Origin of the sequence: Mycolicibacterium madagascariense (assembly GCF_010729665.1) — a bacterium.
Classification (GTDB): Bacteria; Actinomycetota; Actinomycetes; order Mycobacteriales; family Mycobacteriaceae; genus Mycobacterium; species Mycobacterium madagascariense.
Window position 1 is genome coordinate 779,165 of record NZ_AP022610.1, and the last position, 24,994, is coordinate 804,158.

Consider the following 24,994-nt stretch of genomic DNA (forward strand, 5'->3'; position numbering starts at 1 on the left):
GCTACTGGACGCGGAGCCATCCCCGGGTGTGACGATAGAACGTCGACCGTCGCACGGGGCGGGCAGCGCGCACCCCGTCCCGCACGACCACCGCGCCGGTCGTGCCGAGTTGGGCGGCGCGGCCGGTCACCCAGCGGCGGGGTCGCCGTCCGCCGCCGTCCACCCGCGCCCGCAGGCCGGGGAGCGTGGCCGTCGGCTCGATCCGCACGCCGGTCACCTCGCCGTCGAACAGCGTCGTGTCGTCGACGACCGCCTCGCCGGTGAGGGTGGCCGCGGGCTCCGGCGGCAGCCACTGGGCCACGCCGGCGAGGACGGCGCCCGTCTCGTCGCGGATCAGCGGCACCCGGCGCGCGGTCCCCGTGCGGGCGCGCCGGGCCCGCCACCGCCGCACGTGCGCCACCTCGACGTCGAGGCGGTCGGCGCGCAGCAACCGCGCCAGCACGACCGCCAGGTCGGCGTGGGTGCCGAGCACGACGAGCCGCCGGGCGTCGAGTGCGGCGTCGACGTCGGCGGGGGCGGTGACCTCGACGGTGGGCAGCCCGGCGAGCGATCGCGGGGTGGCCCGGCCGCCGAAGCGCAGCACGACGAGCTCGGCGCCGGTGGCCGGATTCTCCCGCTGGCGATCGGGTCGGATAGGGTGTGTCACCGGCTGCCACAGTATCGAGGCAGATGAGCGGGAGATAACGCCATGCCGGCAATCGTCCTCATCGGCGCCCAGTGGGGTGACGAGGGCAAGGGAAAGGCCACCGATCTACTCGGGGGCCGCGTCCAGTGGGTGGTTCGTTACCAGGGGGGGAACAATGCGGGTCACACCGTCGTCCTGCCCAACGGTGAGAACTTCGCCCTCCACCTCATTCCGTCGGGGATCCTGACGCCGGGCGTCACCAACGTCATCGGCAACGGCGTCGTCGTCGACCCCGGCGTGCTGCTGACCGAACTGAAGGGGCTGGAGGATCGCGGCGTCGACACCTCCGGGCTGCTGATCTCGGCCGATGCCCACCTGCTGATGCCCTACCACGTGGCGATCGACAAGGTCACCGAGCGCTACATGGGCAGCAAGAAGATCGGCACGACGGGCCGCGGGATCGGACCCTGCTACCAGGACAAGATCGCGCGCATCGGCATTCGGGTGGCCGACGTGCTGGACCCGGACTCGCTGACCCAAAAGATCGACGCCGCACTGGAATTCAAGAACCAGGTGCTCGTCAAGATCTACAACCGCAAGGCCCTGGACCCGCACGAGGTGCGCGACGCGCTGCTCGCGCAGGCCGAGGGCTTCACCCATCGCATCGCCGACGCGCGGCTGCTGCTGAACGAGGCGCTGGAGGACGGGCAGGCCGTGTTGCTCGAGGGCTCCCAGGGCACGCTGCTCGACGTCGATCACGGCACGTATCCGTATGTGACGTCGTCGAATCCGACCGCGGGCGGCGCATCGGTGGGATCGGGCATCGGGCCGACCCGGATCACCGCGGTGCTCGGCATCCTCAAGGCGTACACCACCCGCGTGGGGTCGGGACCGTTCCCGACCGAGCTGTTCGACGAGTTCGGGGCCTACCTGTCCAAGACGGGCGGGGAGGTCGGCGTCACGACCGGCCGGGCCCGTCGCTGCGGCTGGTTCGACGCCGTCATCGCGCGTTACGCGACGCGCGTCAACGGCATCACCGACTACTTCCTGACCAAGCTCGACGTGCTGTCGAGCCTCGAGACCGTGCCGGTGTGCGTGGGTTACACCGTCAACGGCAAGCGCACCGACGAGATGCCGATGACGCAGAGCGACATCGCGATCGCCGAGCCCGTCTACGAGGAGCTGCCCGGCTGGTGGGAGGACATCTCCGCCGCACGCTCGTTCGACGATCTGCCCGCCAAGGCCCGTGACTACGTGCTGCGGCTGGAAGAGCTTGCGGGCGCCCATGTTTCGTGCATCGGCGTGGGACCCGGCCGGGAACAGACGATCGTGCGGCGCGACGTATTGGCACCCAGGTGAGCGCCGAGCCGTTTCGGGAGGACCTGCACGGCGGGTTCCCGGTCCTCCAACCCGTCTCCCCCCCACCGGGTTTCGCAGCGTTCGTGACCTCGATGCGGCGGCTGCAGGATCTCGCCGTCGCGGCCGCTCCGGACGACGCCACGTGGATCGAGGCCGCCGCGCGTGCCGCCGGGCTCGTCGAGCTGCTCGAGCCCTACGACGCGCCCGAGGGGGTCGGGCCCGCAGGCCGGGTGCCCGAGCTGCCCGGCACCGGCAGTCTGCTGATGCCGCCCTACGTCATCGAGCAAATCGACGCCGAGGGCGTCGCGGTGAGCGTGCGGTTCACCCGTTTTCACGTCGGCGGCAACATGGCCGTGCACGGCGGGGTGCTGCCGCTGCTGTTCGATTCGATCTTCGGCATGGTCATCCACGGCGCGGGCCGACCCATCAGCCGGACCGCCTTCCTGCACGTCGACTACCGCAGCGTGACCCCGATCGACACGACGCTGAGCGCGCGCGGCTGGATCCGCGAGGTCGACGGTCGCAAGGCGTTCGTCAACGCGGAATTGCGCCAGCCCGACGGCACGCTGTGCGCGGAGGCCAACGGGTTGATGGTCCGGTTGCTGCCCGGTCAACCCTGAGGCCCCTCAGGCCAGGCGCAGCACCGACGCCGGACAGATCTTGACGGCCTCGCGGGCGCGGTCCTCCTCACCCTCGGGCACGTCCTCCTGCAGGATCACGACGATGCCCTCGTCGTCCTGGTCGAACAGGGCGTCGGAGATCATCACGCAGTTGCCCGACGCGATGCAGTCCTCGCGATCAGCTTCCAGTCTCATCGTCACCACCTCCCTACCAACGAACCAGCAACGACCGTAGCCCGTAGATGAAGTGAAAGGAGCGGAACTGGACGTCGGCGAAGTCCTCGGCGAGCGCCAGGTTCGGGAAGCGTCGCAGCAGGGCGGGCCACGCGATCCGCATCTCCATCCGCGCCAGCGGCGCGCCGAGGCAGTGGTGCACGCCGTGGCCGAACGCGAGGTGCCCGGGAGCGCCGCGGCGGATGTCGAGAACCTCTGGCGCCGAGGCGAATTCGGGGTCGCGGTTGCCCGCGGGCAGTGACGCGAAGACCAGCTGGCCCGCGGGGATCGTGACGCCGGCGACGTCGACCTCGGCGGTGGTGAGACGCGGGATCGAGGTCTGCACGATGGACAGCCACCGCAACAGCTCCTCCACGGCGGGTCCGACCGCGTCGGGCTCGTCGCGCACGGCCGCGAGCTGGTCGGGATGCCGCAGCAGGGCCAGCGTGCCGAGACCGAGCATGTTCGACGTGGTCTCGTGCCCGGCGAGCAGCAGCAGACCGGCGATGCCGACCAGTTCGTCGTCGGTCGTGTCGTCCCCGTGCTCGCGCACCAGCATGCCGAGGATGTCGTCGCCGGGGTGGCTGCGCGCGGCGGCCACCAGTGAGCGCATGTAGGCCCGGCCCCTGCGCTGCATCTCGATGCGCTCGGTCATCGGCAGGGACAGGTCGAGCTGACGTGCCGAGCGGGCCTGGAAGTCCGCCCGGTCCTCGTACGGCACGCCCAGTAGCTCGCAGATCACCAGCGAGGGGATGGGCAGCGCGAAGTGCTCGACCAGGTCGACGGGCGCGCCCGCGGCGGCCATGCCGTCCAGGTGCTCCTCGACGATCTCGGTGATCCGCGGCCGCAGTCGTTCGATCCGTCGAATGGTGAACTCGGGCGTCAACATTCGGCGCAGTCGCTGATGTTCCGGCGGGTCGAGGCCGAGCAGATTGCCCGACCGCGCGCTGTCCTGCTCCTCCTCGGGTAGCTGCGGCGCCCCGGGTACGACGAACCCCGGCGGTCGCGCGTTGGAGAAGTGTTCGTGGTCGGACAGGACGCGCTTGACGTCGTCGTGCCGCGTCACCAGGTACACCGGCATGCCGAACGCGTTGACGACCTGCGCGACGCCGACACCCTCGCGGATGTCGCCGAGCTCCCGTACGGGATCGAAGGCGTCGCGGCGCATGTGCACCGGGGGGAGCGTGGGAGCGGTCATGGATCCGACGGTACCGCCGTTTAGTTTAGTGCGCTAAGAAAGCCTGCCACCTGGGGTCGAGCTGGCGGCCGAGGTGATTGGCGGGGCCCGCTCTGCCGACCGGGGGCCGATCCGACATAGTCTCGTTCAAGATCGAAATCGCACGGATCGTGAAACGTTGGGCGACGACGGGAGGGGCACATGGGCGACGGCGGTGACGGCATCGACGACGTCGGTGGCGACGGGTCCGAGCGCGTCGGGGACGAGGGCGACCGCGCCCGGCTGGAGCGCCTCATCATCGCCGATCTGCGTGAGTTGACCTCCGAGTCGAACTGGGTGGCACGCACGTTCGCCGAGCAGAACCAGTTGTCCGCCAACGAGTTTCGGGCTCTGCTGTTCGTGATGCTCGCCGAGACCAACGGGGTGCGGCTGACCGCGGGCGAGCTACGCAAGCAGATGGGGCTCTCGGGTGCGGCGATCACCTACCTCGTCGTGCGGATGACCGGCATCCACCACCTGCGCCGCGAGGTCGACCCCACCGACCGGCGCAAGGTGATCCTCCGCTACGACGAACGGGGCCTGGCCGTCGCGCGCGCGTTCTTCGCCAAGCTCGCCGCTCACAACCACGGCGCGATGGCCGATCTGGCCGATGCCGACCTGGTCGCGGCCCACCGGACGTTCGGCGCGATGGTGAGCGCCATGCAGAACTTCCGCACCGAGATCGCGGTGCGGCCTTAGTCCCGGTCCAGCGTGGCTTCCTCGAGGTCGAGGCCGCGCAGCGCCGAGCGCAGCACCTCGTCGTTGATGCGACCCGCGTCGCGCTCGGAGACGAACGACGCCCGCTCGGCCTTGAGCATCTCCAAGCGCAGCCGTTTGAACGCCGCGGCCGGGCCCTCGCCGATCTCGTCGTCACTGCGGCCCAGCTGCTCCCACGCGGCGTTGCTGCGGCGGTCGTTCCAATGCCGCAGGATCGAGGCGGCCCGCTGGTGGACGTCGGAGTCGGCACGCTGGGCGGCCATGATCTCGTCGAGGCGGGCGGCGGCCGCCTGCGCCGCCTTGGTCTGAGCCGCCGCCTCGTCGAGCGCGTCCTGGTGGGCATCGTCGCCCTGGACGTCGAGCACCTTGATGATCCAGGGCAGCGTCAGCCCGTGCAGCAGCAGCGTCCCGACGACGACCACGAACGTGAGGAACACCAGCTGCGGTCGGCCGGGGAAGGGCGCCCCGGACAGGGTGGTCAGGGGCACCGCGAACGCGGCGGCCAGCGACACCACGCCGCGCATCCCCGCCCACGCGACGATGAATACCTGTGCCGCCGTTGGCTTCTCCTCGTTCTCGCGGATGCGCCGGGACAGCTTGCGCGGTATGAACGACATCGCGAACACCCAGACGATGCGGACCACGATCACGGTCGCGAGCACCGCCGCCGACGCGATGGCCAGGGTCTCCGCCGAGATGCCCTTGAGCTCGGCGACCACCGTCGGCAGCTGCAGACCGATCAGAAGGAACGCGAACGACTCCAGGACGAACTGCAGCGTCCGCCACACGGCGTTGTCCTGCAGCCGGGTCGCGTAGCTCGCGCGGGTGTTGCGCTGACCGAGGATCAGGGCGGCGACGACGACCGCGATGACCCCGGAGCCGTGCACCTCCTCGGCCAGCAGGTAGATGAAGAACGGTGCGACGAGCCCGATGGCGCTCTCCACCAACGGATCCGCGAGCCACGTCCGCACCCAGACGATGAGCGATCCGGCCACCCAGCCGACGACGGTGCCGCCGACGGCCGCCAGCGCGAAGGTCAGGATCGGCGTCCCCCAGGACGCCGCGGTGCCGATCGCCGCGGCCAGCGCGACGCGGTAGGCGGTCAGCGCCGTCGCGTCGTTGAGCAGGCTTTCACCGCCCAGCAGGGTCATGATCTGGCGGGGCAGTCCGAGCCGTCGGCCGATCGCCGCGGCGGACACCGCGTCGGGCGGCGCGACGATCGCGCCCAGGGTGAGCGCGGCCGCGATCGTCAGCTCGGGCACGGTGTGGAAGGCGACGATGCCGACGGCGAACGTCGTCACCAGCGGGAGGCCGACGGCGAGCAGGCCTATCCGCCTGGTGTTCTGGCGCAGCGCGACGTAGCTGCTCTCCAGGCCGGCCGACCACAGCAGCGGCGGCAGGATCACGAAGAGCACCAGATCCGGTTGCAGCGCGATGCCGTCGACGCCGGGGATCAGGCCGGCCAGCAAGCCGGCGACCACCAGCGCCAGCGGCCCGGAGACGTCGTAGCGGCGGGCGATGCCGGCCAGCAACACCGACACGACGAGGACCGCAAGCAGGGAGGCGCTCACCACGGGACGACACCCTCCTCTCCTTGGGACACCAGCACGACCGCCCTATTGTTGACGGCATGCGGAGGAGAACGCGACAGCGCGACGTGAATTCCCCGCCGTCGCCCCGCACCTGCGACCACCTGGCCGACGCCGCCGACGCCACCGTGCCGGAACCGTCGACGCCAGGCAGGTGCCAGGAATGCGACGAGCTCGGCGAGAGTACCTGGGCGCACCTGCGGATGTGCCTCACGTGCGGGCACGTCGGCTGCTGCGACTCGAGCCCGCACCAGCACGCCAACCGGCACTTCCACGACACCGACCATCCCGTGATGCAGTCGATCGAACCTGGTGAGAGCTGGCGGTGGTGCTACGTCGACATCCGGCTGGGTTGACGGTCTGGCAGGGTGAGGGGCGATGACTGAATCCAGAACCGAGCAACCGTCCCTCCAGGTTCTGCTGCTCGGCGAGGGCGATGGCGCCCCCGAACTGGCCTCGGCGTTCGAGCGTCTCGGCGTTCGGGTGACGCGGGTGCCGCAGATCCCCGATGCCGCCGAGATCGGCGCGCTGCTCGACGAGCATCGCCCGGACTACCTGGTCGCCGCGTCGGCGGACGTGCCCGCGGCGGTGCTGCTCGCGGCGGACGAGCGCGGCGGGGTGGAGGTGTTCCCGACCCCGCGGGCGGCGACGCTCACGGCCGACCGCGAGGGGTTGCGCAAACTGGCCGGCGACGAGTTGGGTTTGCCGACCGTGCCGTTCTGGTTCGCCTCGTCGGCCGACGAGCTGGCGGCCGTGGCCGGCCACGCCGGCTTTCCCCTGCTGGTCACCCCGTTGGCGGGGTCGGTCCCCGGCGGTCAGTCGGTGCTGACGCGGCCCGAGGACGTCGCACCGGCGTGGACGCGTGCCGTCGAGGCGGGGGTGTCGCCGTCGAAGCACGCGCGGCCCGAGGATTCGCGACCGCCGCGCGTGATGGCCGAGACCGTCGTCGACGTCGACGACGAGGTCACCCTGCTCACCGTCCGGACGGCGGAGCCGTCGGGGCCGCCGGTGGTGCAGTTCTGCGAACCCATCGGGCACCGGCGGGCAGGAGCGAAGCGACCGGGGGAATCGGACGCGCGGGCAGGAGCGCCGCTGGAGACGTGGCAGCCGCATCGGCTGGAGCCCGCCGCGTTGGACGCCGCGCGGTCGATCGCGGCGCGCATCGTGGGCTCGCTCGGGGGCCGCGGGGTGTTCGCCGTCGAGTTGCTGGTCTGCGGTGACGAGGTCTACTTCGCGACCGTGACGCCCCAACCCGCCGAAAGTGGGCTGATAACCCTTCGCTCGCAACGGCTTTCGCAGTTCGAGCTGCACGCCAGGGCGATCCTGGGGTTGGCCTTCGACACCATCCTGATCTCGCCTGCCGCCGCCGAGGTCGGCTCGCGGCGCGACGTCGGGGCCACCGCGCTGGCCGAGGCGCTGACCGTCCCGGAGAGCGACCTGCGGGTGCTCGACGCGACGTCGGTCGCCCTGGCCACGGCGCCCGACGTCGTCAGGGCCCGCGATCGCGCGCACCGGGTGTCGACCGTCGTGCACGGCCTGGGGTCGTGAGCGAGTCCGGCGTCGAGCCCGACCGCCCGACGATGGCGCCGTTCCTCGGCGCGCTGGGCGTGTTCGTGCTCGTCGTGATCGGCATCGTGGCGTTCAATCTGTTCGGCTCGCAGCACACGACTCCCGGGGATCAGGTGGCCCAGGCCGCGGTCGGGCAGAACGACGCGCTGCAGCGCTCCGACTACGGCGCGTTCACGAAGTTCACCTGCCGGGCCCGCCAGGGCAGCGCCGCCGACTTCGCGGCGCGGCAACGCGATTCGGTGGCCAAGCACGGCGAGCGCTACCTCGACGACGTGACGGCCATCCGCATCGACGGCGACGGCGCGTCGGCGACGGTGAAGTACCACTTCGACAAGACCAAGGACACCCCCTTCGAGGTCCCGGTGAGCTTCGTTCACGAGGACGGGGCGTGGAAGGTTTGCTCAGCGTAGGTGTGGGAGACTCGCGGTCGTGACGTATGCCGGAGACATCACCCCTGACGAGGCGTGGAAGTTGTTGGCCGACGATCCCCGGGCCGTGCTGGTCGACTGTCGCACCGAGGCCGAATGGCGCTTCGTGGGCGTCCCGGATACCACCGAACTGCAGCGCGACGTGGTGTACGTCGAGTGGAACCGCACCGACGGCACCCACAACGACGGGTTCGTCGCGGACCTGGAGGCGGCCGGCGTGACGGCGGGCGAGCGTCCCGTCGTGTTCCTGTGCCGCTCCGGCAACCGCTCCATCGGCGCGGCCGAGGCGGCGACGGCTGCGGGCATCACCCCGTCCTACAACGTGCTCGACGGGTTCGAGGGCAACCTCGACTCCGACGGGCATCGCGGGTCGACGGGCTGGAAGGCCCTCGGATTGCCGTGGAGGCAGTCATGACCTCCGATCCCAACCAGCCGGTGCCGTCGGTCCGCATTCCGAAGCCGCTGCCCGACGGGGTCAGTCAGGCGACGATCGGCGTGCGCGGCGGCCTGTTGCGCTCGCAGTTCGAGGAGACCGCCGAGGCGCTGTACCTCACCTCCGGCTACGTCTACGAATCCGCGGGCGAGGCCGAGAAGGCGTTCACCGGTGAGATCGATCGGTTCGTGTACTCGCGCTACGGCAATCCCACGATCGCGATGTTCGAGGAGCGCCTGCGCCTGATCGAGGGCGCTCCCGCCGCGTTCGCCACGGCCACCGGCATGGCCGCGGTGTTCACCGCGCTGGGCGCGCTGCTCGGTGCGGGTGACCGGCTCGTCGCGGCCCGCAGCCTGTTCGGTTCCTGCTTCGTGGTGTGCAGCGAGATCCTGCCGCGCTGGGGCGTGGAGACGGTGTTCGTCGACGGCGAGGACCTCGCGCAGTGGGAGGAAGCGCTGTCGGTGCCGACGCAGGCCGTCTTCTTCGAGACGCCGTCGAACCCCATGCAGTCGCTCGTCGACATCGCCGCCGTCTGCGATCTCGCCCATGCGGCGGGCGCAAAGGTGGTGTTGGACAACGTCTTTGCGACCCCGCTCCTGCAGCAGGGGTTGCCGTTGGGGGCCGACGTCGTCGTGTACTCGGGCACCAAGCACATCGACGGGCAGGGCCGCGTGCTCGGCGGCGCCATCCTCGGCGACGAGGAGTTCATCGACGGCCCGGTGCAGAAGCTCATGCGCCACACCGGCCCGGCGATCAGTGCCTTCAATGCGTGGACCATGCTGAAAGGCCTTGAGACGCTTGCTGTTCGGGTGAACTATTCGAACGGCTCGGCCCAGCGCGTCGCGGAGTTCCTCGAAGGCCACCCGTCCGTCAGCTGGGTGAAGTACCCGTTCCTGGATTCGCATCCGCAATTCGATCTGGCCAAGCGGCAGATGCGGGGCGGCGGCACGGTCGTGACGTTCGAGCTGGCGGGCGGCAGCAAGGAGCGGGCGTTCGAGGTGCTCGACAAGCTGCGCGTCGTCGACATCTCCAACAACCTCGGCGATGCGAAGTCCTTGATCACCCATCCGGCGACCACGACGCACCGCGCGATGGGCCCGGAGGGGCGTGCGGCCATCGGCCTGGGGGACGGCGTGGTGCGCATCTCGGTCGGGCTCGAGGGGACCGAGGACCTCATCGCGGACCTGGACCAGGCGCTGAGCTAGATGTCGCGGTCCAGCGCGGCCAAGAAGGCGCGTCGCAAGAGGCGTCTCGATGCCCGCAACGAGGCCTGGTTGCCCCCGGAGATGCACGCCGACGTCAAGGGCGTGGCGCGCATCGCCGACGTCGTCATCCCGCGGGGTTGGGTATTCGACCAGGACTACTCCACCGAGCGGTTCGTGACGTGGTACTACCCGCCGTCGGGCGTCGACTCGGGCGACGAGTCCGCCGAGGCGGTGACGCGGATCTGGCTGGAGGACCCGAAGGCGCCGCGCGTCCTGCTCGTCGGGTCGACCGCCGCCGACGACGAGGTGGCGCTGACCGTCGAGGAGCTGTTCGCGCGGCTGCCTGAGATCGAGGCGTACCGGGTCGGCTGACCCCTACTTCTCCACGACGCCCTGGGCGGCCTGGGCCCGGTCCTCGTAGGCCTGGCGCGCCGTCTTGTCGAAGTCGAGGAACACGTGGTCGTTGCCCATCTGCTTGGACAGCCAGCGCCGACCGCGGGGGCCGAGCATCGAGGTGACGGCGCCGACGAACCGCAGCGGCGTGGGCACCGACACGTGGGTCTTGGGCTTGTCGAGGGTCTTCACGATCGCCGCGGCGATGTCCTCGGGTTGGACGGGTTTCTGGGCGCCGGTGTTCTTGGTGCCCGAGATAAGCTCGGTGTTGGTGAACGTCGGCAGGATGACCGACACCTCGACGCCCTGCGGGGCGAATTCGTCGGCCATCGCGGTGGACAGCCCGACCACGGCGAACTTGGTACCTGCGTAGACCACCTGGCCGGGCACCGCGACCATGCCCGCCATCGACGCGATGTTGACGACGTGGCCGCGGCGGCGGCGCACCATCTCCGGCAGGACCAGCTGACAGCCGGTCAGCACGCCGTAGAAGTTGACCTCGATCGACGAGCGGATCGATTGCTCGGACTGCTCGAGGAACGGGCCGACAGGCATGACGCCGGCGTTGTTGATCAGCACGTCGATGTGCCCGTCGCCGTCGGTGCGGGCCTTGTCGAGGAAGACCGCGAAGGACTCGCGGTCCGTCACGTCGAGCGGGTAGCCGGTGACCTGCCCGAACTTCGCGAGTTCGGAGACCGCCGACTCGAGGACCGCGACGTCACGGTCGCCGATGACCACGCGGGCGCCACGGTTTAGCAGCGCCTTGGCGGTGGCGTGGCCAATGCCGCGAGCGGCTCCGGTGATCGCGACGGTCCTGCCTCTGATGTTGTCCATGCGGCCAAACTTTACACGTGTCAAGTTTGGTTCCCAAGGTGCTCGCTGGAATGCGGATGTCGCAGGTGCGTTGGACAGTGGAGTGATGACCCGGCCCACTCTCGACGGCGTGCGCTTCGTCGCGGTCGCTCAGCACGATCCGCTGGCCGAGCCCCTGCTCGCCGAGCTGACCGTGGAGTACGCCACGCGTTACGACACCACGACCGACCGGGTGGGGGCGTGGTTGCGCGGCTACCCGGCCGAGGAATTCGCCGCACCCGGCGGCGGGATGGTCATGGGTCTGCTCGGCGACCGACCGGTGACCGGCGGCGCCTTCCGTCGTTTCGACGATCGGACCGCCGAGCTCAAGCGCATCTGGACCGACAGCGGGCATCGTCGCCGCGGGTTCGCCAGGATCCTGCTGACGGAGCTGGAGACGCAGATCGCCGCGCGTGGGTACCGGCGGGTGTACCTGACGACGGGAGACCGCCAACCCGAGGCCGAGGCGCTCTACCTCGCCACCGGATACCACCGGTTGCCCGACCCGCTGCCCGCCGACGGCGAGGCCTACCCGATGGCGTTCCTGAAGGAGTTGACGTGAACGTTCCCCTGTCGATCCTCGACCTCTCACCGATCAGCGAGGGGGGCGACGCCGCGTCCGCGCTGCGCAACACCATCGACCTGGCCAGGCATGCCGAGCAGTGGGGTTTTCGCCGCTACTGGCTGGCCGAACACCACTTCGTCGCCGTGGCGAGTTCGCAGCCCGCGGTGCTGATCGGTCAGCTGGCCGCGGCCACGGAGCGGATACACGTCGGTGCGGCCGCCGTGCAGCTCGGCTACACGACCGCGGTCGCGACCGTCGAGAGCTTCGGCATCCTCGACGCGCTGTACCCCGGCCGGATCGATCTCGGCGTCGGCAGATCGGGCCAGCGCCGTCGGGAGGCGGCGGCCGGGCCCAAGCCGGACGCGGCCACCCGGCCGGCGAAGCCGCCGCGCGTCTGGCGCGAGGTCGACGGCGTCGTCATCCCCGCGCCTTTCGACATCAGCACGCTGCTGAACAATCCCCGCCTCAAGGCCAGGAGTTCGGTGTTGCAGCAACCCGACGCCAACGCGCCGGACTTCGGTGACCAGGTGGCCGACATCATCGCGATGCTGCAGGGCACCTTCCAGGTGGACGGGGTGGAGACCCACGTGACGCCGGGGGAGCGAGCGGACCTGTGGCCGTGGGTGTTCGGCAGCAGCAAGGGTCAGAGTGCGCGGGTCGCCGCGAAGTTCGGTCTGCCGTTCGTCGCGAGCTACCACATCACCCCGGCCACCGCGCTGGAGGCGGTCGAGGTCTACCGCGACTCCTTCCAGCCGTCCGACGCGCTGCGCGAGCCGTACGTCGTGGTGTCCGCCGACGTCGTCGTGGCCGACGACACCGCGACCGCCCAGCACCTGGCATCGACGTTCGGCAACTGGGTCCATCAGATCCGCGCGGTCGACGGCGCGGTGCCCTACCCCGACCCCGAGACCACCGAGCCGCTGACCGCCGAGCAGCAGGAGCTCGTAAGAGACCGCACCGCAACGCAATTCGTGGGTGACCCCGACGAGGTGGCGCACCGGCTCGACGCCCTGCAGAAGCTCAGCGGCGCCGACGAACTCGTCATCACCTCGGTCACGCACCGCCATGCCGACCGCCTGCGCTCCCATGAGCTGATCGCCACGCGCTGGGGGCTCTGAGCCGCCGGGCTACCCTCGAACCGTGCTGTCGGAGCTGACGGTGGGCTGGCTGCTGCTCGCGGCGGGGCTCGCGACGTTCACCGCGGGCATCGGCCTGCGCTCGTTCGTCGGCCGCCGGCCCGACGAACGGCTCGGCCGTCTCCTGCGCAGATTCCGGGAATCGGCCGTCGGCAGCGTGCTGTACGGGCCGGTCGCGTCCGACGCCCGCGACCCCGAGGAACTCGACCAGACGATCCTCATGCCGACGATCGTGCTGGGCTGCGGTTTCACGCTGACCGCGATCTTCCTGCTGGGCTACGCGATCCTCACGTAGACACGGTGAGCGCCCGCGCCGCCGCGTCGCGCACCGGTCCCCGCCAGACCGGTCCGTGACCGGGTACCACGACATCGGTGTCGAGCATGCCCAGCGCCGACAGGCTGCGGGCGCAGCCGGCCGGGTCGTGGTTGAACAGTCCGGGCAGCAGCTGCGGTCCGGTGAGCTTCGACGTCGGGTGGCCGGTCACCAGGGCGTCGCCGCTGACGAGTACGCCGTCGACCAGATAGGAACAGTGCCCGCCGGTGTGGCCGGGGGTGGGGATCGCGGTCGGCGTGCCGGGCAGGGTCGCCGCGACCTGCTCGCTGAAGGCCTGCGCGGTGGGGATGCCCGCGCGGGTGAGCGCTCCCGCCCTGACGATGTGGTAGGTCCATCGCAGATAGCGCGGCAGCCACGCCTTGGCGGCCAGCGCCGACACCGAGACCTGCTCGAGGTATTCGCGATGCGCGTGGCCGACCTCGGCCGAATGGCAGAACACCTGTGTGCCATGGGTTTTCGCGAACCAGATGGCAGAGCCGAAATGGTCGACGTGGGCGTGGGTCAGCAGGATCGCGCGCACGTCGTCGATGCCGAAGCCGAGCTGGCGTACCGAGTCGAGCACCTCGTCGCGCTGGCGGGGGTAGCCCGCATCGATGAGGACGACGCCGCGGCCGTCGGTGACGAGGGTCCAGTTCACCAGCTCGGTCTGGGCGACGTGGACGCTGTCGGTGACGGCCGTGACGCGGACTGGGGTCCTCACGCCGACAGTCTAGGCGGACCGCGAGACTGCAACGGGCGACGAAATCGCGGGGAAATCGTCGTGAGATTCAGTCTCGTCGAGCCATCGAGGAATATGCGAGGCCGCGGCAGGGGTAGAACAGTGATGTGGCTGAACTGAAACTGGGATACAAGGCGTCGGCGGAGCAGTTCGCCCCTCGCGAGCTCGTCGAGTTGGCCGTGGAGGCCGAGGCGCACGGCATGGACAGTGCGACGGTGAGCGACCACTTCCAACCCTGGCGTCAGGAGGGCGGACACGCGCCGTTCTCGCTGGCCTGGATGACCGCGGTCGGTGAGCGCACCAAGCGCCTGGTGCTCGGCACGTCGGTGCTGACCCCGACCTTCCGCTACAACCCGGCCGTCATCGCGCAGGCGTTCGCGACCATGGGGTGCCTGTACCCGAACCGCATCTTCCTGGGCGTCGGGACCGGCGAGGCGCTCAACGAGATCGCCACCGGCTACGAGGGCGAGTGGCCGGAGTTCAAGGAGCGCTACGCCCGGCTGCGCGAATCCATCAAGCTGATGCGCGAGCTGTGGCTCGGCGACAAGGTCGACTTCGACGGCGAGTACTACAAGACCAAGGGCGCCTCGATCTACGACGTGCCCGAGGGCGGCATCCCGATCTACATCGCCGCGGGTGGCCCGCAGGTCGCCAAGTACGCCGGGCGCGCCGGCGACGGCTTCATCTGCACGTCCGGCAAGGGTGCCGAGCTGTATCAGGACAAGCTCATCCCCGCGGTCAAGGAGGGCGAGGAGGCTGCGGGCAAGTCACCCGACGCGATCGACCGGATGATCGAGATCAAGATCTCCTACGACACCGACCCCGAGCTGGCGCTGGAGAACACCCGGTTCTGGGCGCCGCTGTCGCTGACCGCCGAGCAGAAGACCTCCATCCACGATCCGGTGGAGATGGAGAAGGCCGCCGACGAGCTGCCGATCGAGCAGGTCGCCAAGCGCTGGATCGTCGCCAGCGACCCCGACGAGGCGGTCGACAAGGTCAAGGACTACGTCGACTGGGGCCTCAACCACCTGGTCTTCCACGCGCCCGGCCACGATCAGCGGCGGTTCCTCGAATTGTTCCAGCGCGATCTGGAGCCGCGGCTGCGCAAGCTCGGTTAGCGCTTGCAGGTCTCGTAGGCGTTCGCCAGGGCCTGCTCGTCGGGGGCGGCCCGGTAGGTGCGCCTGGTGCAGCCGCCGACGGTGACGACGGTCGGCGACGTGGCCTGACCCGTGGCGTCGAGGTGCCCCGACCAGGAGTCGGTCGCCGTGTACAGCACCGGAGCCGGGAGCTTCGCGACGATCGGCAGGTGCGTGCGCGCCAGCTGCAGCGCGACGCCGCGGTCGTGGGAGCGGGTGATCTCGGCGAACCACAGTGGGCCCGTGGTCGGGCCGTTGACGGTCATCCCGTCGGCGTGCGGAATGGACTGGTCGGCGTTGAGCGCGCTCCACGCCGTCAGTTCGGCGGCGGTCGGCCACCGGCCGGTGGTGGTCACCTCGGCGGGGTGCTCCCTGCCCGCCCCGACGATCCAGTGCCCGCCCGCCAGGTTCGGCGCGGTGGCGGCCAGGGTCGCGAAGGCGGCGGCGACGTCGGGGTAGGCCGAGGAGTCTTGCAACGCGACCCGGCCCGCCGCGGGTTGGGCGGCGACGGCGGAATGCAGGGTCACCGCCGCACCGCGGAACCGGTCCAGCAGGGCCGACCAGTCCCGTGCCTGCCCGACGATCTGCTGCCCGTTGGTCAGCTGCTCGCGGCCGTTGCCGACGACGAAGGTGCTGGCGCCGCGCCGGACGTCGAGCTCGGTGCGGTAGCCGGAGTAGTCGGTGTCACGCAGATGGTCCAGGTAGGTGGAGGTGACCGCGGCGACCTGGTCGGCCGTCGCGTCGTCGGTCATCAGGACGTGCACCTCGGCGTAGACCAGTCCCGCGTCGACGCTGTCGGCCACGACGTCGCTGGCCGACACCACCGCGGGCAATGCACCGATCCGCTGCGTCACCTGGTCGGCCTGCTGGTGCCGATCGGGTGGGCCCGCGGCGCAGCCGGCCAGGGCCAGCATCGCGACGACCGCGGCCACGGCCAGCCGGGGTTCGAACACCCTTGCAGCCCTGGCCATGCCGTCAAGTGTGCGGTATCTGTCAAGGCGCGCCGGGGGAGGCGTGGCAGCGCTGCGGGCCACGAGGAAGGCTGATGGCGTGCCCGACACCTACTCCGCCATCTACGTCGCGTCGCCGGAGGGCGATACCGGCAAGTCGACCATCGCGCTGGGCATCCTGCACCGGCTCGCCGCGTCCGTGGCGAGGGTCGGGGTGTTCCGCCCGATCACCCGGGTCCCCGGGCTGGGCGAGGGGCGCGACTACATCCTCGAGCTGCTGATCGATCACACCACCGCGGGCCTGACGTACGACGAGTGCGTCGGCGTGGACTACCAACGGCTGCACGAAGACCCCGAGGGCGCGCTCGCCGACATCGTCGACAAATACCACCAGGTGGCCCAGAGGTGCGACGCCGTCGTGATCGTCGGGAGCGACTACACCGACGTCACCTCACCCAGTGAGCTGTCGACGAACGCGCGCATCGCCGTCAACCTCGGTGCGCCGGTGGTGCTCGCGGTCCGCGGCAAGGACCGCACGCCCGAGGACGTCGTCCAGGTCGTCGAGCTGTGCCTGGCCGAACTGGCCGCCCAGCACGCGCACACGGCGGCCGTCGTCGCCAACCGCTGCGATCCCGCGGAGCTGACGGCCGTTGCGGAGGCGCTCACGCGCGTGGCGCCCAAGAGCTACGTGCTGCCCGAGGAGCCACTGCTCGTCGCGCCGTCGGTCGCCGAGCTGAGGGACGCCGTGCACGGCACCGTCACCAGTGGTGACGAGGACCTGCTCAGCCGCGAGGCCCTCGGGGTGCTGGTGGCGGGCATGACGGCCGAACACGTCCTCGAGCGGCTGCGCGAGGGCATGGCCGTGATCACCCCGGGGGATCGCTCCGACGTCGTGCTGGCGGTCGCCAGTTCGCATGCAGCAGAAGGCTTTCCGTCGCTGTCATGCGTCATCCTCAACGGTGGTCTCGCCCTGCACCCGGCGATCGCCGCGTTGGTGTCCGGGCTGGGGTTGAAGATGCCGATCATCGCCACCGATCTCGGCACCTACGACACGGCACGCGCGGTGGCCTCGGCGCGCGGCCGCGTGACCACCGCATCGCACCGCAAGATCGACACTGCGCTCGCCCTGATGGACCAGCACGTCGACATGACCGATCTGCTTGCGCAACTGTCGATTCCGATGCCCTCGGTCGTGACGCCGCAGATGTTCACCTACCAGCTGCAGGACCGGGCGCGCGCGCACCGCAAGCGCATCGTGCTGCCCGAGGGCGACGACGATCGCATCCTGCGGGCGGCGGGCAGGCTGCTGCAGCGGTCGGTCGCCGACCTCACCATCCTGGGTGAGGAGCCCGCGGTACGGGCCCGCGCCGCCGAACTCGGCGTCGACCTGTCCGCCGCCACGGTCCTCGATCCGAGGACCAGCGCGCTGTGCGACCAGTTCGCCGAGCAGTACGCCGAACTGCGCAAGCGCAAGGGCATCACGGTCGAGCAGGCCCGCGAGATCATCCACGACGTCTCGTACTTCGGCACGATGCTCGTCCACAACGACATGGTCGACGGCATGGTGTCCGGCGCGGCGCACACCACCGCGCACACCGTGCGGCCCGCGTTCGAGATCATCAAGACCATGCCCGACGTCAGCACGGTGTCGAGCATCTTCCTGATGTGCCTCGCCGACCAGGTGCTCGCCTACGGCGACTGCGCGATCGTGCCGGACCCGACCGCCGAACAGCTCGCCGACATCGCCATCTCCTCCGCGCGCACGGCCGCCCAGTTCGGCATCGACCCGAGGGTGGCGCTGCTGTCGTACTCCACCGGCACGTCCGGAACCGGCGCCGACGTCGACAAGGTCAGGGCCGCAACCGAATTGGTCCGCAGCCGAGAACCCGACCTGCTGGTCGAGGGGCCCATTCAATACGACGCCGCGGTGGAGCCGACGGTCGCGGCGACCAAGATGCCCGACTCGCCGGTCGCAGGCCGGGCGACGGTGCTGATCTTCCCCGACCTGAACACCGGCAACAACACCTACAAGGCGGTCCAGCGCAGCGCGGGCGCGATCGCGATCGGACCCGTGCTGCAGGGGCTCAACAAGCCGGTGAACGACCTCTCCCGCGGTGCGTTGGTCGAGGACATCGTCAACACCGTGGCGATCACGGCGATCCAGGCTCAGGGCGCATGACGGACCGTCGCACCGTCCTGGTGCTCAACTGCGGGTCGTCGTCGCTGAAATACGCCGTGGTGGAACCGGATTCGGGGCGTGAGCTGGCCGACGGGATCGTCGAGCGCATCGGCGAGGGGCCCATCCACGACCACGAGGCCGCCCTGCGCGCCGCGTTCGACCGGCTGTCGGCGGACGGTCTCGACCTCGGCGCGCTCGGGCTGGCGGCCGTCGGACACCGCGTCGTGCACGGCGGACTGGAGCTGTACCGGCCGACGGTCGTCGACGACGCCGTACTCGCGACCCTGCGGAGGCTGGCGCCGCTGGCGCCGCTGCACAATCCGCCCGCGATCCTGGGCATCGAGGTCGCCCGCCGGGTGCTGCCCGACGTTCCGCACGTCGCGGTGTTCGACACGGCCTACTTCCACGACCTGCCCGCCGCCGCCGCGACCTACGCCATTCCGCGAGACCTGGCCGCGCAGTGGCGGATTCGACGCTACGGGTTCCACGGCACGTCGCACCAGTACGTCAGCGAGCAGGCCGCGGCATTCCTCGGCGCACCCCTGGAGTCGCTCAACCAGATCGTGCTGCACCTCGGCAACGGCGCCTCGGCCTCGGCGATCGTCGGCGGCCGACCCCAGGACACCTCGATGGGCCTGACCCCGATGGAGGGTCTGGTGATGGGCACCCGGTCCGGGGACGTCGATCCCGGCGTCGTGATGTACCTGCACCGCACCGCGGGCATGAGCATGTCCGACATCGAGACCATGCTGAACCGGCAGTCGGGCGTCCTCGGCCTCGGCGGGGAGATCGACTTCCGCCTGCTGCACCAGCGCATCGACGCGGGTGATCCCGACGCGGCGCTGGCCTACGAGGTGTACATCCACCGCCTGCGCAAGTACATCGGCGCGTATCTCGCGCTGCTGGGCACGACCGACGTCATCACGTTCACCGCGGGCGTCGGCGAGAACGACGCCGCCGTCCGGCGCGACGCCCTCACCGGACTCGCGCCGCTGGGCATCGAGCTCGACGAGCACCTCAACGAGAGCCCCGCCCGGTCGCCGCGGCGCATATCGTTCGGGACGTCGCCGACGACGGTGCTGGTGATTCCCACCAACGAGGAGCTGGCGATCGCCCGCGCCTGCGCGGCGACGGTGACCGGGGGCTGACGGCCGCCGCCGCACACCGAACTCCCAGGTTCGCGACGTAACTTCGGCGCATGGCGTCGCCCGCTGACACCCCGCTGTCCCTGGTGGTGGCGGCCGAGTCATGGCGCGTCGACGTGACCGCGGTGGTGCTGATCGTGGCGCTCGGCGTCGGCTACGCGCGCTGCCGTCCGACCGAGCGCGCGGCGACCTGGTGCTTCGCCGGCGGGCTGGTCGTCTGGGCGCTGGCGACGTGCAGCGTGATTGCGGTGTACGCGCCCGTGCTGTTCTGGCTGCGGTCGCTGCAGGTGCTGCTGCTCCTGTTCTTCGTGCCCTTCCTGCTGGCCCTCGGCAAGCCGGTGTCGACCCTGCGGGCGGCCATGGGCGAGTCGAAGCGCGAGCGGCTGGACCGGGTGTTGGCGTCGAGACAGTGCCGCGTCGCGTTGTCGCCGCCGGTCACGTCGGCGGCGATGCTGGGCGTGCCCTGGCTGCTGTACCTCACGCCGTGGTACGTCGCGTCGATGTCGGGCGCGGTCGGCGTCGCGACGCGAATCCTCCTCGTGCTGATCGGCTTTGGCTACTACTACGCGCGCCTGCAGAGCGATCCGGTGCCGCGGCGCTACTCACCGCTGCTGTCGATCGGCATCAGCGTGGTGGAGTCCCTCGGCGACGGGCTGCTGGGCCTGGTGCTGTGGCTGGGCCCCCTCGTCGCGGTCTCCTATTACGAAGGGCTGCACCGCACCTGGGGTCCGACCCTGCGGACCGACCAGACGCTCGGCGCAGGCATCCTCTGGATCATCGGCGACGTGTTCGGCGTGCCGTTCCTCGCCGTCCTGATGCGCGGATTGTCCCGGCACGAGAAGGTGCGCGCCCAAGAGGTGGACGCCGAACTCGAAGACCACCCCCACACCGAGGACGGCCCGGCGCCCAGCGGCCTGTGGTGGGAGTCCGACCCGCAGCTCAACGAGCGCTTCCGCCGCTAGAACGTACTCATCGGCCGTACGCTGTTGGCGAGGTCGACCAGCGCATAGCGGTGTTCCTGCGTGGGCGCGACGCGCGACAGCCCGCGCAGGGACGACTCCACGCCGAGGCGCAGCCCGTGCTCGGTGAAGGGGAACCCGAGGATGTGGTTGGTGCTGGCGGTGTTGTCGGTCAGCCAGTCCATCGCCGTGCCGAGCACCAGCGCGCGGATCTGCAGGACCCGGGGCTCGGTGTCGGGCAGCACCTCCACGCGACGGGCGGCGTCGCGGATCTGCTGCTCGGTGATCTCGCTGCCGGAACGCCCCGACAGCAGCGTCACCGCGCTCGTCAACCGCGCCGTCGTGAAGTGGCGCGACGTGGGCGGCACCTGGTCCAGCGTCGTGACGGCGTCGTCGCGCTTGCCGTCGGCGGACTGCGCCCGCGCCAGCCCGAAACCCGCGGAGATGACGCCGTTGTCGGTGTTCCACACGGTCTTGTAGAAGGTGTGCTCGTCGGCCGAGCCGGACAGCTCCGCGGTGGCGGCCAGCGCCAGCTTCGGGGCCAGCTCACCGGGCAGGGTGTCCAGCACCTCGGTGAAGTGCTTGGTCGCGGATTCGTAATCGGCAGAGAGCAATTCGGCGACCGCGCGGAACCACACCAGGCGCCAGCGCCAGCCCACCCGCTCCTGGAGGTCGTCCAACTTGCGAGTGGCCTTGGCGACGTCGCCGAGGTCCAGCAGCGCCCGCACCTCCATCAGCGGCAGCTCGACGGACTCCGAGAGGTCGACGCCGTCGGAGTCCAGTGACCCGTAGCGCGCCGCCCGCAGCGAGTCCAGGGTCTGCACCGGTTCGCTCAGCACGGTCGCCGACAGCACCGCGGCACCGACGTCGGCGGGGTCGACGAGCGGCACCTGCAGCGCCCGGACGATCTCCTGCGCGGTCAGCTTCTCCGAGTGCACCTGCCCGTCGAGGTAGACGTCGGTGTGGGCGACCAGCAGGTCGACGCCGAACGTCGAGCGCGACGGACTGAAGACCGTCGACAGACCGGGCCGCGGCACGCCGGAGTCCTGCGCCACGACCTCGCGCAGCACGCCGATGAGCTGACCGGACATCTCGTCGGCGGTGGCGAACCGCCGGCGCGGGTCGGGGTCGATGGCACGGCGCAGCAGCCTGCCGAACGAGTCGTACTTGGCCAGCACGGGATCGTTCTCCGGCAGACCGTCGTCGTACCGGCCGTTGCGGGTGCGCAGGTTCAGCGTCAGCGCCGCCAGGGTGCGCCCGACGGTGTAGATGTCGGTCGCCATCGTCGGGCCGGTCCTGACGATCTCCGGTGCCTGGTAACCCGGTGTGCCGTAGAGGAATCCGTAGGAGTTCAGCCGGGAGACGGCACCGAGGTCGATGAGCTTGAGCTGCTCCTCGGTGACCATGATGTTCTCGGGCTTGAGGTCGTTGTAGACCAGCCCCACCGAATGCAGATAGCCCAGGGCGGGCAGGATCTCGAGCATGTACGCGATCGCCTGCGCGACCGGAAGGTGTTGTCCCCTGGCCTGTTTCAGCGACGTACCGCCGACGTACTCCATGACGATGTAGCCGATGGGGTCGCCGTTCTTGTCGTCGTGCTCGACGAAGTTGAAGATCTTGACGATCCCCGGATGGGTGACCTCGGAGAGGAATTGGCGCTCGGCCATCGCGATCGACTGGGCCTCGGCGTCACCGGAGTGCACCAGGCCCTTGAGGACGACCGGCCGGTCGTTGACGTTCTTGTCGAACGCGAGATAGATCCAGCCGAGCCCGCCGTGGGCGATGCAGCCCTTGATCTCGTACTGGTCGACGACCATGTCGCCTGGACTCAGTTGCGGCAGAAAGGAATACGGGCTTCCGCAGTGCGGGCACCAGCCCTCCGACAGCGCCTCGCCGTCCGACGTCGACCGGCCGACCGGCTTGCCGCAATTCCAGCAGAACCGCTTGGCCTCCGCCACGACCGGGTTGGTCATCAACGCTTCCAACGGGTCCCGCTCCGGCACGCGGGGGACCTCGACGAGGCCGCCGCCGAGACGTCGGATCGGTGACCACTGCCGGGTCAGCATCGTGGTCTGCTCGTGCGGTTCGGTCTCGGCGGTGTCGACCGAGATGCCGTCGGAGTCATCGAAGTTGGGCCGGAACACGGCCTGGGTCGCCATCGGCCGCATCGTGGCCAACGAGTCGTAGCTCATCGCGTCCGCCGGCTGCGTGCCGGGGTAACCGTCGTCGTCCTGGACGGTCATCAGTCCTCGTACCTCGGAGTCGGTGGTGACGGCGCGGGCCCGAGCACGGTCAACCACTTGCGGTACAGCGTGTTCCACGTGCCGTCGCGGCGGATGCGCTCCAGGGTGCCGTTGACGAACCGCACCAGCCCGGTGTTGTCCTTGTTGATCCCGATGCCGTAGGGCTCCCTGTCCATCGACGGGCCGACGATGTGCAGGTAGGGGTCCTGACTGACCAGCCCGGCCAGTATCGCGTCGTCGGTGCTGACGGCGTCGACCTGGCGCTGCTGTAGAGCGACCAGGCAGTCGGCCCACGTGACGACCTCGACGATCATGGGCGGCGGGTTGATCTCCTTGATGCGCGTCATCGACGTCGTCCCCTTGACCGCACAGACCCGTTTGCCCGACAGATCCGACGCCTGCGCGATCGCCGAGTCGCGGGGCGCGAGGATCCGTTGGCTGGCGGCGAGGTACTCGGTGGAGAACGCGATCAGCTGCTTGCGGGCGCAGTCGATGGTCATGGTCTTCACGACGATGTCGACCTGGTTGTTCTGCAGCGCGGTGATCCGGTCGGCCGACGACAGGATGCGGTACTCGACTTGGGACGGGGTGCCGAAGATGTCGCGGGCGACCTCGCCGGCGATGTCGACGTCGAAACCGGTGATCTCGCCGGTGATCGGGTCGCGGAAGCTGAATAGATTGCTGCCGATGTCGAGCCCGACGATGAGCCTGCCGCGGTTGCGGATCGTGCTGACCGCGGCGTCGGCGAGCGCGGCGTTCGGGAAGGGCCGCAGGCTGGCCGTGCACTGGCCCTGCGCGTCCGGGTCGGGGGCGCGGGCGACCTCGGGCGCGACGTCGGTCATCCCCGCCGGGGTGGGGGGTGTGAGCGTCACGCTCGGCACGTTGATGACGGGCGCGGTCTGGCTGCAACCGGCAAGGGCCAGGACGCCGACCGCCGCGACGGCCGACAGCTTCCGCGCGAGAGCACTCATCGGTACTCACTCAACCTCGGCCACAGCCCCAGCGCCACCGCGATCGCGGCGATGATGCTCAGGACCGCCGCGCCGACCGTGGCGCCCGACAGCACCCGGCGGGCGTTGACGATGTCGTTGCGGAGTTGCTGGCGACTTTCGCCGATGCCCTTGGTGAGGGCGGCGTCGAGCTTGTCGAACGCCGGGGTGGAGTCGTCCTCGCCGGTGCCCAGGGCGACCTGCGTGGCGGCCTGGTAGTTGCCGACCGCGATGTAGGCGTTGATCCGGTCGTCGGCGGCCCGCCAGCGTCGCAGGAGTTGCTCGGCGTCGGAGAGGTCGGCCTTGTCGATGGCGTCCTCGCGGCCGAGGTAGTCCGCGAGCTGGTGCTGCATGTCGTCGATGCGCTGGTAGTAGGACTGCTTGCGGACGTCCTCGTCGCCGCGCCGGATCAGCGACAGCGTCTCGTCGGCGCGGGCCTGCTGGGCCGTGATGGCCAGGGTCGTGACGGTCTTGAGCGACTCGGCGGCCGTGCTCTTGGCGCTGCGGCTGTCCGCGGTGGAGATCGCCAGCGCCGTGCCGACCCAGACGATCATGACCAGGACGGCGAGCCCGCCCGCGACGAAGCCGACGTTCACCCGGCGCCGGGTGCGCCGAGCCAGCCACCGGTTCGCGAACGCGCCGAACATCAGCGTCGCCAGGACCACCAGGATGACCGGCGCGGGGATGCGGGTCGAGGCGGTGGTCTCGGTGTCGACCTGCTTGCTGGTCTCCTCGTAGAGCCGTTGGGCGTCGGGCAGGATCTGCGTCTGCATCAGCGACGACGCCTCCGACAGGTACGACGACCCGACGGGGTTGCCCGCACGGTTGTTGGTGCGCGCGGTCTCGACGAGGCCGGTGTACACCGCGAGCTCGGCGTTGACCCGGCCGAGCAGTTGCACCATCTCGTCGTCGGTCAGACCGCTGGAGGCCCGCGTCACCGCCACCGACGCATCGGTGATGGCCTGCTCGTAGCGCTGGCGCACGGCCCGGGGCTCCGCGCCGGAGATGAAGGCGGTGGCCGCGGCGGCGTCGGCGACCGACAGCGTCGTGTAGAGCTGGCCTGCGGCGAACGCCAACGGCTCGGTGTGGTCGAGCACCGTGGACAGCGCCTGCTGGCGGTCGTTGATGGTGGTCGACGTGGCGAAGGCACACGCGATGACCATGGCGGCCAGCACGAAGCCGATGACCAGGATCCGGCCGGGGGTGGTCCAGAGGAACCACCACCGCGGGTGCGCTGGTCTGGCTTGTGAGCGGGACGCAAGGGGCTCGGTGGAAGGGTGCGCCAACTCCACGGTCACCTGTGCGCGGACCTCTGCTTCCGGTGCGTCTTTCCCGACTCCTCGACTGTAAAGGAATTCTAAGAGCAGGGGGCGGGACGCGCGGGACAATCCTCGACACGCACGAGATCGCACCTATCCTGA

At 70.2% G+C, this 24,994-nt stretch carries 26 protein-coding genes; 16 read left to right on the forward strand and 10 right to left on the reverse strand.

What is annotated here, in order from left to right; genetic code table 11:
- Position 1: 1 nt before the first annotated feature.
- Positions 2–646: a peptidase M50 gene (locus G6N60_RS03545; RefSeq protein ID WP_246240281.1), complete on the reverse strand. Its 645-nt coding sequence runs from the start codon at positions 644–646 to the stop codon at positions 2–4.
- 42 nt (positions 647–688) lie between these two features.
- On the opposite strand from G6N60_RS03545, the gene G6N60_RS03550 reads away from it, so the two are divergent.
- Together G6N60_RS03550 and G6N60_RS03555 are read left to right on the forward strand one after the other, a co-directional pair.
- Complete coding sequence (locus G6N60_RS03550; RefSeq protein ID WP_163732646.1) at positions 689–1,984, forward strand: adenylosuccinate synthase; 1,296 nt, start codon at positions 689–691, stop codon at positions 1,982–1,984.
- A complete protein-coding gene (locus tag G6N60_RS03555) occupies positions 1,981–2,604 on the forward strand; it encodes a PaaI family thioesterase (RefSeq protein WP_246240284.1) in 624 nt (207 codons plus the stop codon). Before G6N60_RS03550 ends, G6N60_RS03555 begins: the two co-directional genes overlap by 4 nt.
- Before the next feature lie 6 nt (positions 2,605–2,610).
- Here G6N60_RS03555 and G6N60_RS03560 read toward each other — a convergent pair whose 3' ends face one another.
- Both G6N60_RS03560 and G6N60_RS03565 read right to left on the reverse strand, forming a co-directional pair.
- Positions 2,611–2,799 carry a ferredoxin gene (locus G6N60_RS03560; protein ID WP_163732650.1) on the reverse strand — a complete coding sequence of 63 codons (189 nt, stop codon included), beginning with the start codon at positions 2,797–2,799 and terminating at the stop codon, positions 2,611–2,613.
- Positions 2,800–2,812: 13 nt separating this feature from the next.
- Complete coding sequence (locus tag G6N60_RS03565) at positions 2,813–4,015, reverse strand: cytochrome P450 (RefSeq protein WP_163732653.1); 1,203 nt, start codon at positions 4,013–4,015, stop codon at positions 2,813–2,815.
- 180 nt (positions 4,016–4,195) lie between these two features.
- Between G6N60_RS03565 and G6N60_RS03570 the strand changes: the two genes are divergently transcribed.
- Positions 4,196–4,732 (forward strand): MarR family winged helix-turn-helix transcriptional regulator, encoded by a 537-nt coding sequence (locus G6N60_RS03570; protein ID WP_163732656.1) that lies wholly within the window; start codon positions 4,196–4,198, stop codon positions 4,730–4,732.
- On the opposite strand, the gene G6N60_RS03575 is transcribed toward G6N60_RS03570, so the two are convergent.
- Positions 4,729–6,321: a Na+/H+ antiporter gene (locus tag G6N60_RS03575; protein WP_163743398.1), complete on the reverse strand. Its 1,593-nt coding sequence runs from the start codon at positions 6,319–6,321 to the stop codon at positions 4,729–4,731. The genes G6N60_RS03570 and G6N60_RS03575 overlap by 4 nt on opposite strands.
- A 59-nt stretch (positions 6,322–6,380) precedes the next feature.
- Here G6N60_RS03575 and G6N60_RS03580 point away from each other — a divergent pair, with 59 nt between their 5' ends.
- Genes G6N60_RS03580 through G6N60_RS03605 form a run of 6 tightly spaced genes read left to right on the forward strand, consistent with a single transcriptional unit; the run spans position 6,381 to position 10,346 of the window.
- Entirely contained in the window at positions 6,381–6,695 is a 315-nt protein-coding gene (locus tag G6N60_RS03580; RefSeq protein ID WP_163732659.1) for a UBP-type zinc finger domain-containing protein, read from the forward strand.
- 22 nt (positions 6,696–6,717) lie between these two features.
- The gene (locus tag G6N60_RS03585; protein ID WP_163732663.1) at positions 6,718–7,887 is read left to right on the forward strand and encodes an ATP-grasp domain-containing protein; all 1,170 of its coding nucleotides are present in this window, start codon (positions 6,718–6,720) and stop codon (positions 7,885–7,887) included.
- Positions 7,888–7,919: 32 nt separating this feature from the next.
- Positions 7,920–8,318 (forward strand): Rv0361 family membrane protein, encoded by a 399-nt coding sequence (locus tag G6N60_RS03590; RefSeq protein WP_163743401.1) that lies wholly within the window; start codon positions 7,920–7,922, stop codon positions 8,316–8,318.
- 19 nt (positions 8,319–8,337) lie between these two features.
- Positions 8,338–8,751, forward strand: coding sequence for a rhodanese-like domain-containing protein (locus tag G6N60_RS03595; protein ID WP_163732666.1), 414 nt, complete (start codon positions 8,338–8,340; stop codon positions 8,749–8,751).
- Positions 8,748–9,974: an O-succinylhomoserine sulfhydrylase gene (locus G6N60_RS03600; protein WP_163732669.1), complete on the forward strand. Its 1,227-nt coding sequence runs from the start codon at positions 8,748–8,750 to the stop codon at positions 9,972–9,974. Before G6N60_RS03595 ends, G6N60_RS03600 begins: the two co-directional genes overlap by 4 nt.
- Positions 9,975–10,346: a hypothetical protein gene (locus G6N60_RS03605; protein ID WP_163732673.1), complete on the forward strand. Its 372-nt coding sequence runs from the start codon at positions 9,975–9,977 to the stop codon at positions 10,344–10,346.
- A 3-nt stretch (positions 10,347–10,349) separates the two neighbouring features.
- On the opposite strand, the gene G6N60_RS03610 is transcribed toward G6N60_RS03605, so the two are convergent.
- The gene (locus tag G6N60_RS03610) at positions 10,350–11,201 is read right to left on the reverse strand and encodes an SDR family oxidoreductase (protein ID WP_163732676.1); all 852 of its coding nucleotides are present in this window, start codon (positions 11,199–11,201) and stop codon (positions 10,350–10,352) included.
- An 85-nt stretch (positions 11,202–11,286) separates the two neighbouring features.
- Here G6N60_RS03610 and G6N60_RS03615 point away from each other — a divergent pair, with 85 nt between their 5' ends.
- From G6N60_RS03615 to G6N60_RS03625, 3 genes are read left to right on the forward strand one after another with little or no spacing between them, the layout of a single operon-like run.
- Positions 11,287–11,781 carry a GNAT family N-acetyltransferase gene (locus G6N60_RS03615; protein ID WP_163732679.1) on the forward strand — a complete coding sequence of 165 codons (495 nt, stop codon included), beginning with the start codon at positions 11,287–11,289 and terminating at the stop codon, positions 11,779–11,781.
- Positions 11,778–12,902 carry an LLM class flavin-dependent oxidoreductase gene (locus G6N60_RS03620; RefSeq protein WP_163732682.1) on the forward strand — a complete coding sequence of 375 codons (1,125 nt, stop codon included), beginning with the start codon at positions 11,778–11,780 and terminating at the stop codon, positions 12,900–12,902. The genes G6N60_RS03615 and G6N60_RS03620 overlap by 4 nt, the downstream gene beginning before the upstream one ends.
- A gap of 22 nt (positions 12,903–12,924) precedes the next feature.
- Positions 12,925–13,215 (forward strand): hypothetical protein, encoded by a 291-nt coding sequence (locus tag G6N60_RS03625; protein ID WP_308206280.1) that lies wholly within the window; start codon positions 12,925–12,927, stop codon positions 13,213–13,215.
- On the opposite strand, the gene G6N60_RS03630 is transcribed toward G6N60_RS03625, so the two are convergent.
- Positions 13,208–13,954, reverse strand: a complete 747-nt coding sequence (locus tag G6N60_RS03630) for an MBL fold metallo-hydrolase (protein ID WP_163732685.1) — start codon at positions 13,952–13,954, stop codon at positions 13,208–13,210. The two genes, G6N60_RS03625 and G6N60_RS03630, sit on opposite strands and share 8 nt — an antisense overlap.
- A 125-nt stretch (positions 13,955–14,079) precedes the next feature.
- Between G6N60_RS03630 and fgd the strand changes: the two genes are divergently transcribed.
- A complete protein-coding gene (fgd, locus tag G6N60_RS03635) occupies positions 14,080–15,090 on the forward strand; it encodes a glucose-6-phosphate dehydrogenase (coenzyme-F420) (RefSeq protein ID WP_163732688.1) in 1,011 nt (336 codons plus the stop codon).
- Here fgd and G6N60_RS03640 read toward each other — a convergent pair.
- Positions 15,087–16,079 carry a hypothetical protein gene (locus G6N60_RS03640; RefSeq protein WP_163732691.1) on the reverse strand — a complete coding sequence of 331 codons (993 nt, stop codon included), beginning with the start codon at positions 16,077–16,079 and terminating at the stop codon, positions 15,087–15,089. The two genes, fgd and G6N60_RS03640, sit on opposite strands and share 4 nt — an antisense overlap.
- A gap of 79 nt (positions 16,080–16,158) precedes the next feature.
- Here G6N60_RS03640 and pta point away from each other — a divergent pair, with 79 nt between their 5' ends.
- Genes pta through G6N60_RS03655 form a run of 3 tightly spaced genes read left to right on the forward strand, consistent with a single transcriptional unit; the run spans position 16,159 to position 20,344 of the window.
- A complete protein-coding gene (gene pta, locus G6N60_RS03645) occupies positions 16,159–18,237 on the forward strand; it encodes a phosphate acetyltransferase (protein ID WP_246240286.1) in 2,079 nt (692 codons plus the stop codon).
- Entirely contained in the window at positions 18,234–19,385 is a 1,152-nt protein-coding gene (locus G6N60_RS03650) for an acetate kinase (RefSeq protein ID WP_163732697.1), read from the forward strand. Before pta ends, G6N60_RS03650 begins: the two co-directional genes overlap by 4 nt.
- A gap of 50 nt (positions 19,386–19,435) precedes the next feature.
- Positions 19,436–20,344: a cytochrome c oxidase assembly protein gene (locus tag G6N60_RS03655; RefSeq protein ID WP_163732702.1), complete on the forward strand. Its 909-nt coding sequence runs from the start codon at positions 19,436–19,438 to the stop codon at positions 20,342–20,344.
- Here G6N60_RS03655 and G6N60_RS03660 read toward each other — a convergent pair.
- From G6N60_RS03660 to glnX, 3 genes are read right to left on the reverse strand one after another with little or no spacing between them, the layout of a single operon-like run.
- A complete protein-coding gene (locus G6N60_RS03660; protein WP_163732705.1) occupies positions 20,341–22,584 on the reverse strand; it encodes a serine/threonine-protein kinase PknG in 2,244 nt (747 codons plus the stop codon). The genes G6N60_RS03655 and G6N60_RS03660 overlap by 4 nt on opposite strands.
- Positions 22,584–23,555 carry a glutamate ABC transporter substrate-binding protein gene (locus G6N60_RS03665; protein WP_163732709.1) on the reverse strand — a complete coding sequence of 324 codons (972 nt, stop codon included), beginning with the start codon at positions 23,553–23,555 and terminating at the stop codon, positions 22,584–22,586. Before G6N60_RS03665 ends, G6N60_RS03660 begins: the two co-directional genes overlap by 1 nt.
- A complete protein-coding gene (gene glnX / locus G6N60_RS03670) occupies positions 23,552–24,871 on the reverse strand; it encodes a protein kinase G-activating protein GlnX (RefSeq protein WP_163732714.1) in 1,320 nt (439 codons plus the stop codon). The genes G6N60_RS03665 and glnX overlap by 4 nt, the downstream gene beginning before the upstream one ends.
- Positions 24,872–24,994 lie beyond the last annotated feature (123 nt).

Excerpts from the sequence above, each read along its gene's own strand:
- G6N60_RS03550 (WP_163732646.1), top strand. The coding sequence starts at position 689 with ATGCCGGCAATCGTCCTCATCGGCGCCCAGTGGGGTGACGAGGGCAAG.
- G6N60_RS03560 (WP_163732650.1), bottom strand. The coding sequence starts at position 2,799 with ATGAGACTGGAAGCTGATCGCGAGGACTGCATCGCGTCGGGCAACTGC.
- G6N60_RS03565 (WP_163732653.1), bottom strand. The coding sequence starts at position 4,015 with ATGACCGCTCCCACGCTCCCCCCGGTGCACATGCGCCGCGACGCCTTC.
- G6N60_RS03570 (WP_163732656.1), top strand. The coding sequence starts at position 4,196 with ATGGGCGACGGCGGTGACGGCATCGACGACGTCGGTGGCGACGGGTCC.
- G6N60_RS03580 (WP_163732659.1), top strand. The coding sequence starts at position 6,381 with ATGCGGAGGAGAACGCGACAGCGCGACGTGAATTCCCCGCCGTCGCCC.
- G6N60_RS03585 (WP_163732663.1), top strand. The coding sequence starts at position 6,718 with ATGACTGAATCCAGAACCGAGCAACCGTCCCTCCAGGTTCTGCTGCTC.
- G6N60_RS03590 (WP_163743401.1), top strand. The coding sequence starts at position 7,920 with ATGGCGCCGTTCCTCGGCGCGCTGGGCGTGTTCGTGCTCGTCGTGATC.
- G6N60_RS03600 (WP_163732669.1), top strand. The coding sequence starts at position 8,748 with ATGACCTCCGATCCCAACCAGCCGGTGCCGTCGGTCCGCATTCCGAAG.
- G6N60_RS03605 (WP_163732673.1), top strand. The coding sequence starts at position 9,975 with ATGTCGCGGTCCAGCGCGGCCAAGAAGGCGCGTCGCAAGAGGCGTCTC.
- G6N60_RS03610 (WP_163732676.1), bottom strand. The coding sequence starts at position 11,201 with ATGGACAACATCAGAGGCAGGACCGTCGCGATCACCGGAGCCGCTCGC.
- G6N60_RS03615 (WP_163732679.1), top strand. The coding sequence starts at position 11,287 with ATGACCCGGCCCACTCTCGACGGCGTGCGCTTCGTCGCGGTCGCTCAG.
- G6N60_RS03640 (WP_163732691.1), bottom strand. The coding sequence starts at position 16,079 with ATGGCCAGGGCTGCAAGGGTGTTCGAACCCCGGCTGGCCGTGGCCGCG.
- G6N60_RS03650 (WP_163732697.1), top strand. The coding sequence starts at position 18,234 with ATGACGGACCGTCGCACCGTCCTGGTGCTCAACTGCGGGTCGTCGTCG.
- G6N60_RS03655 (WP_163732702.1), top strand. The coding sequence starts at position 19,436 with ATGGCGTCGCCCGCTGACACCCCGCTGTCCCTGGTGGTGGCGGCCGAG.
- G6N60_RS03660 (WP_163732705.1), bottom strand. The coding sequence starts at position 22,584 with ATGACCGTCCAGGACGACGACGGTTACCCCGGCACGCAGCCGGCGGAC.
- G6N60_RS03665 (WP_163732709.1), bottom strand. The coding sequence starts at position 23,555 with ATGAGTGCTCTCGCGCGGAAGCTGTCGGCCGTCGCGGCGGTCGGCGTC.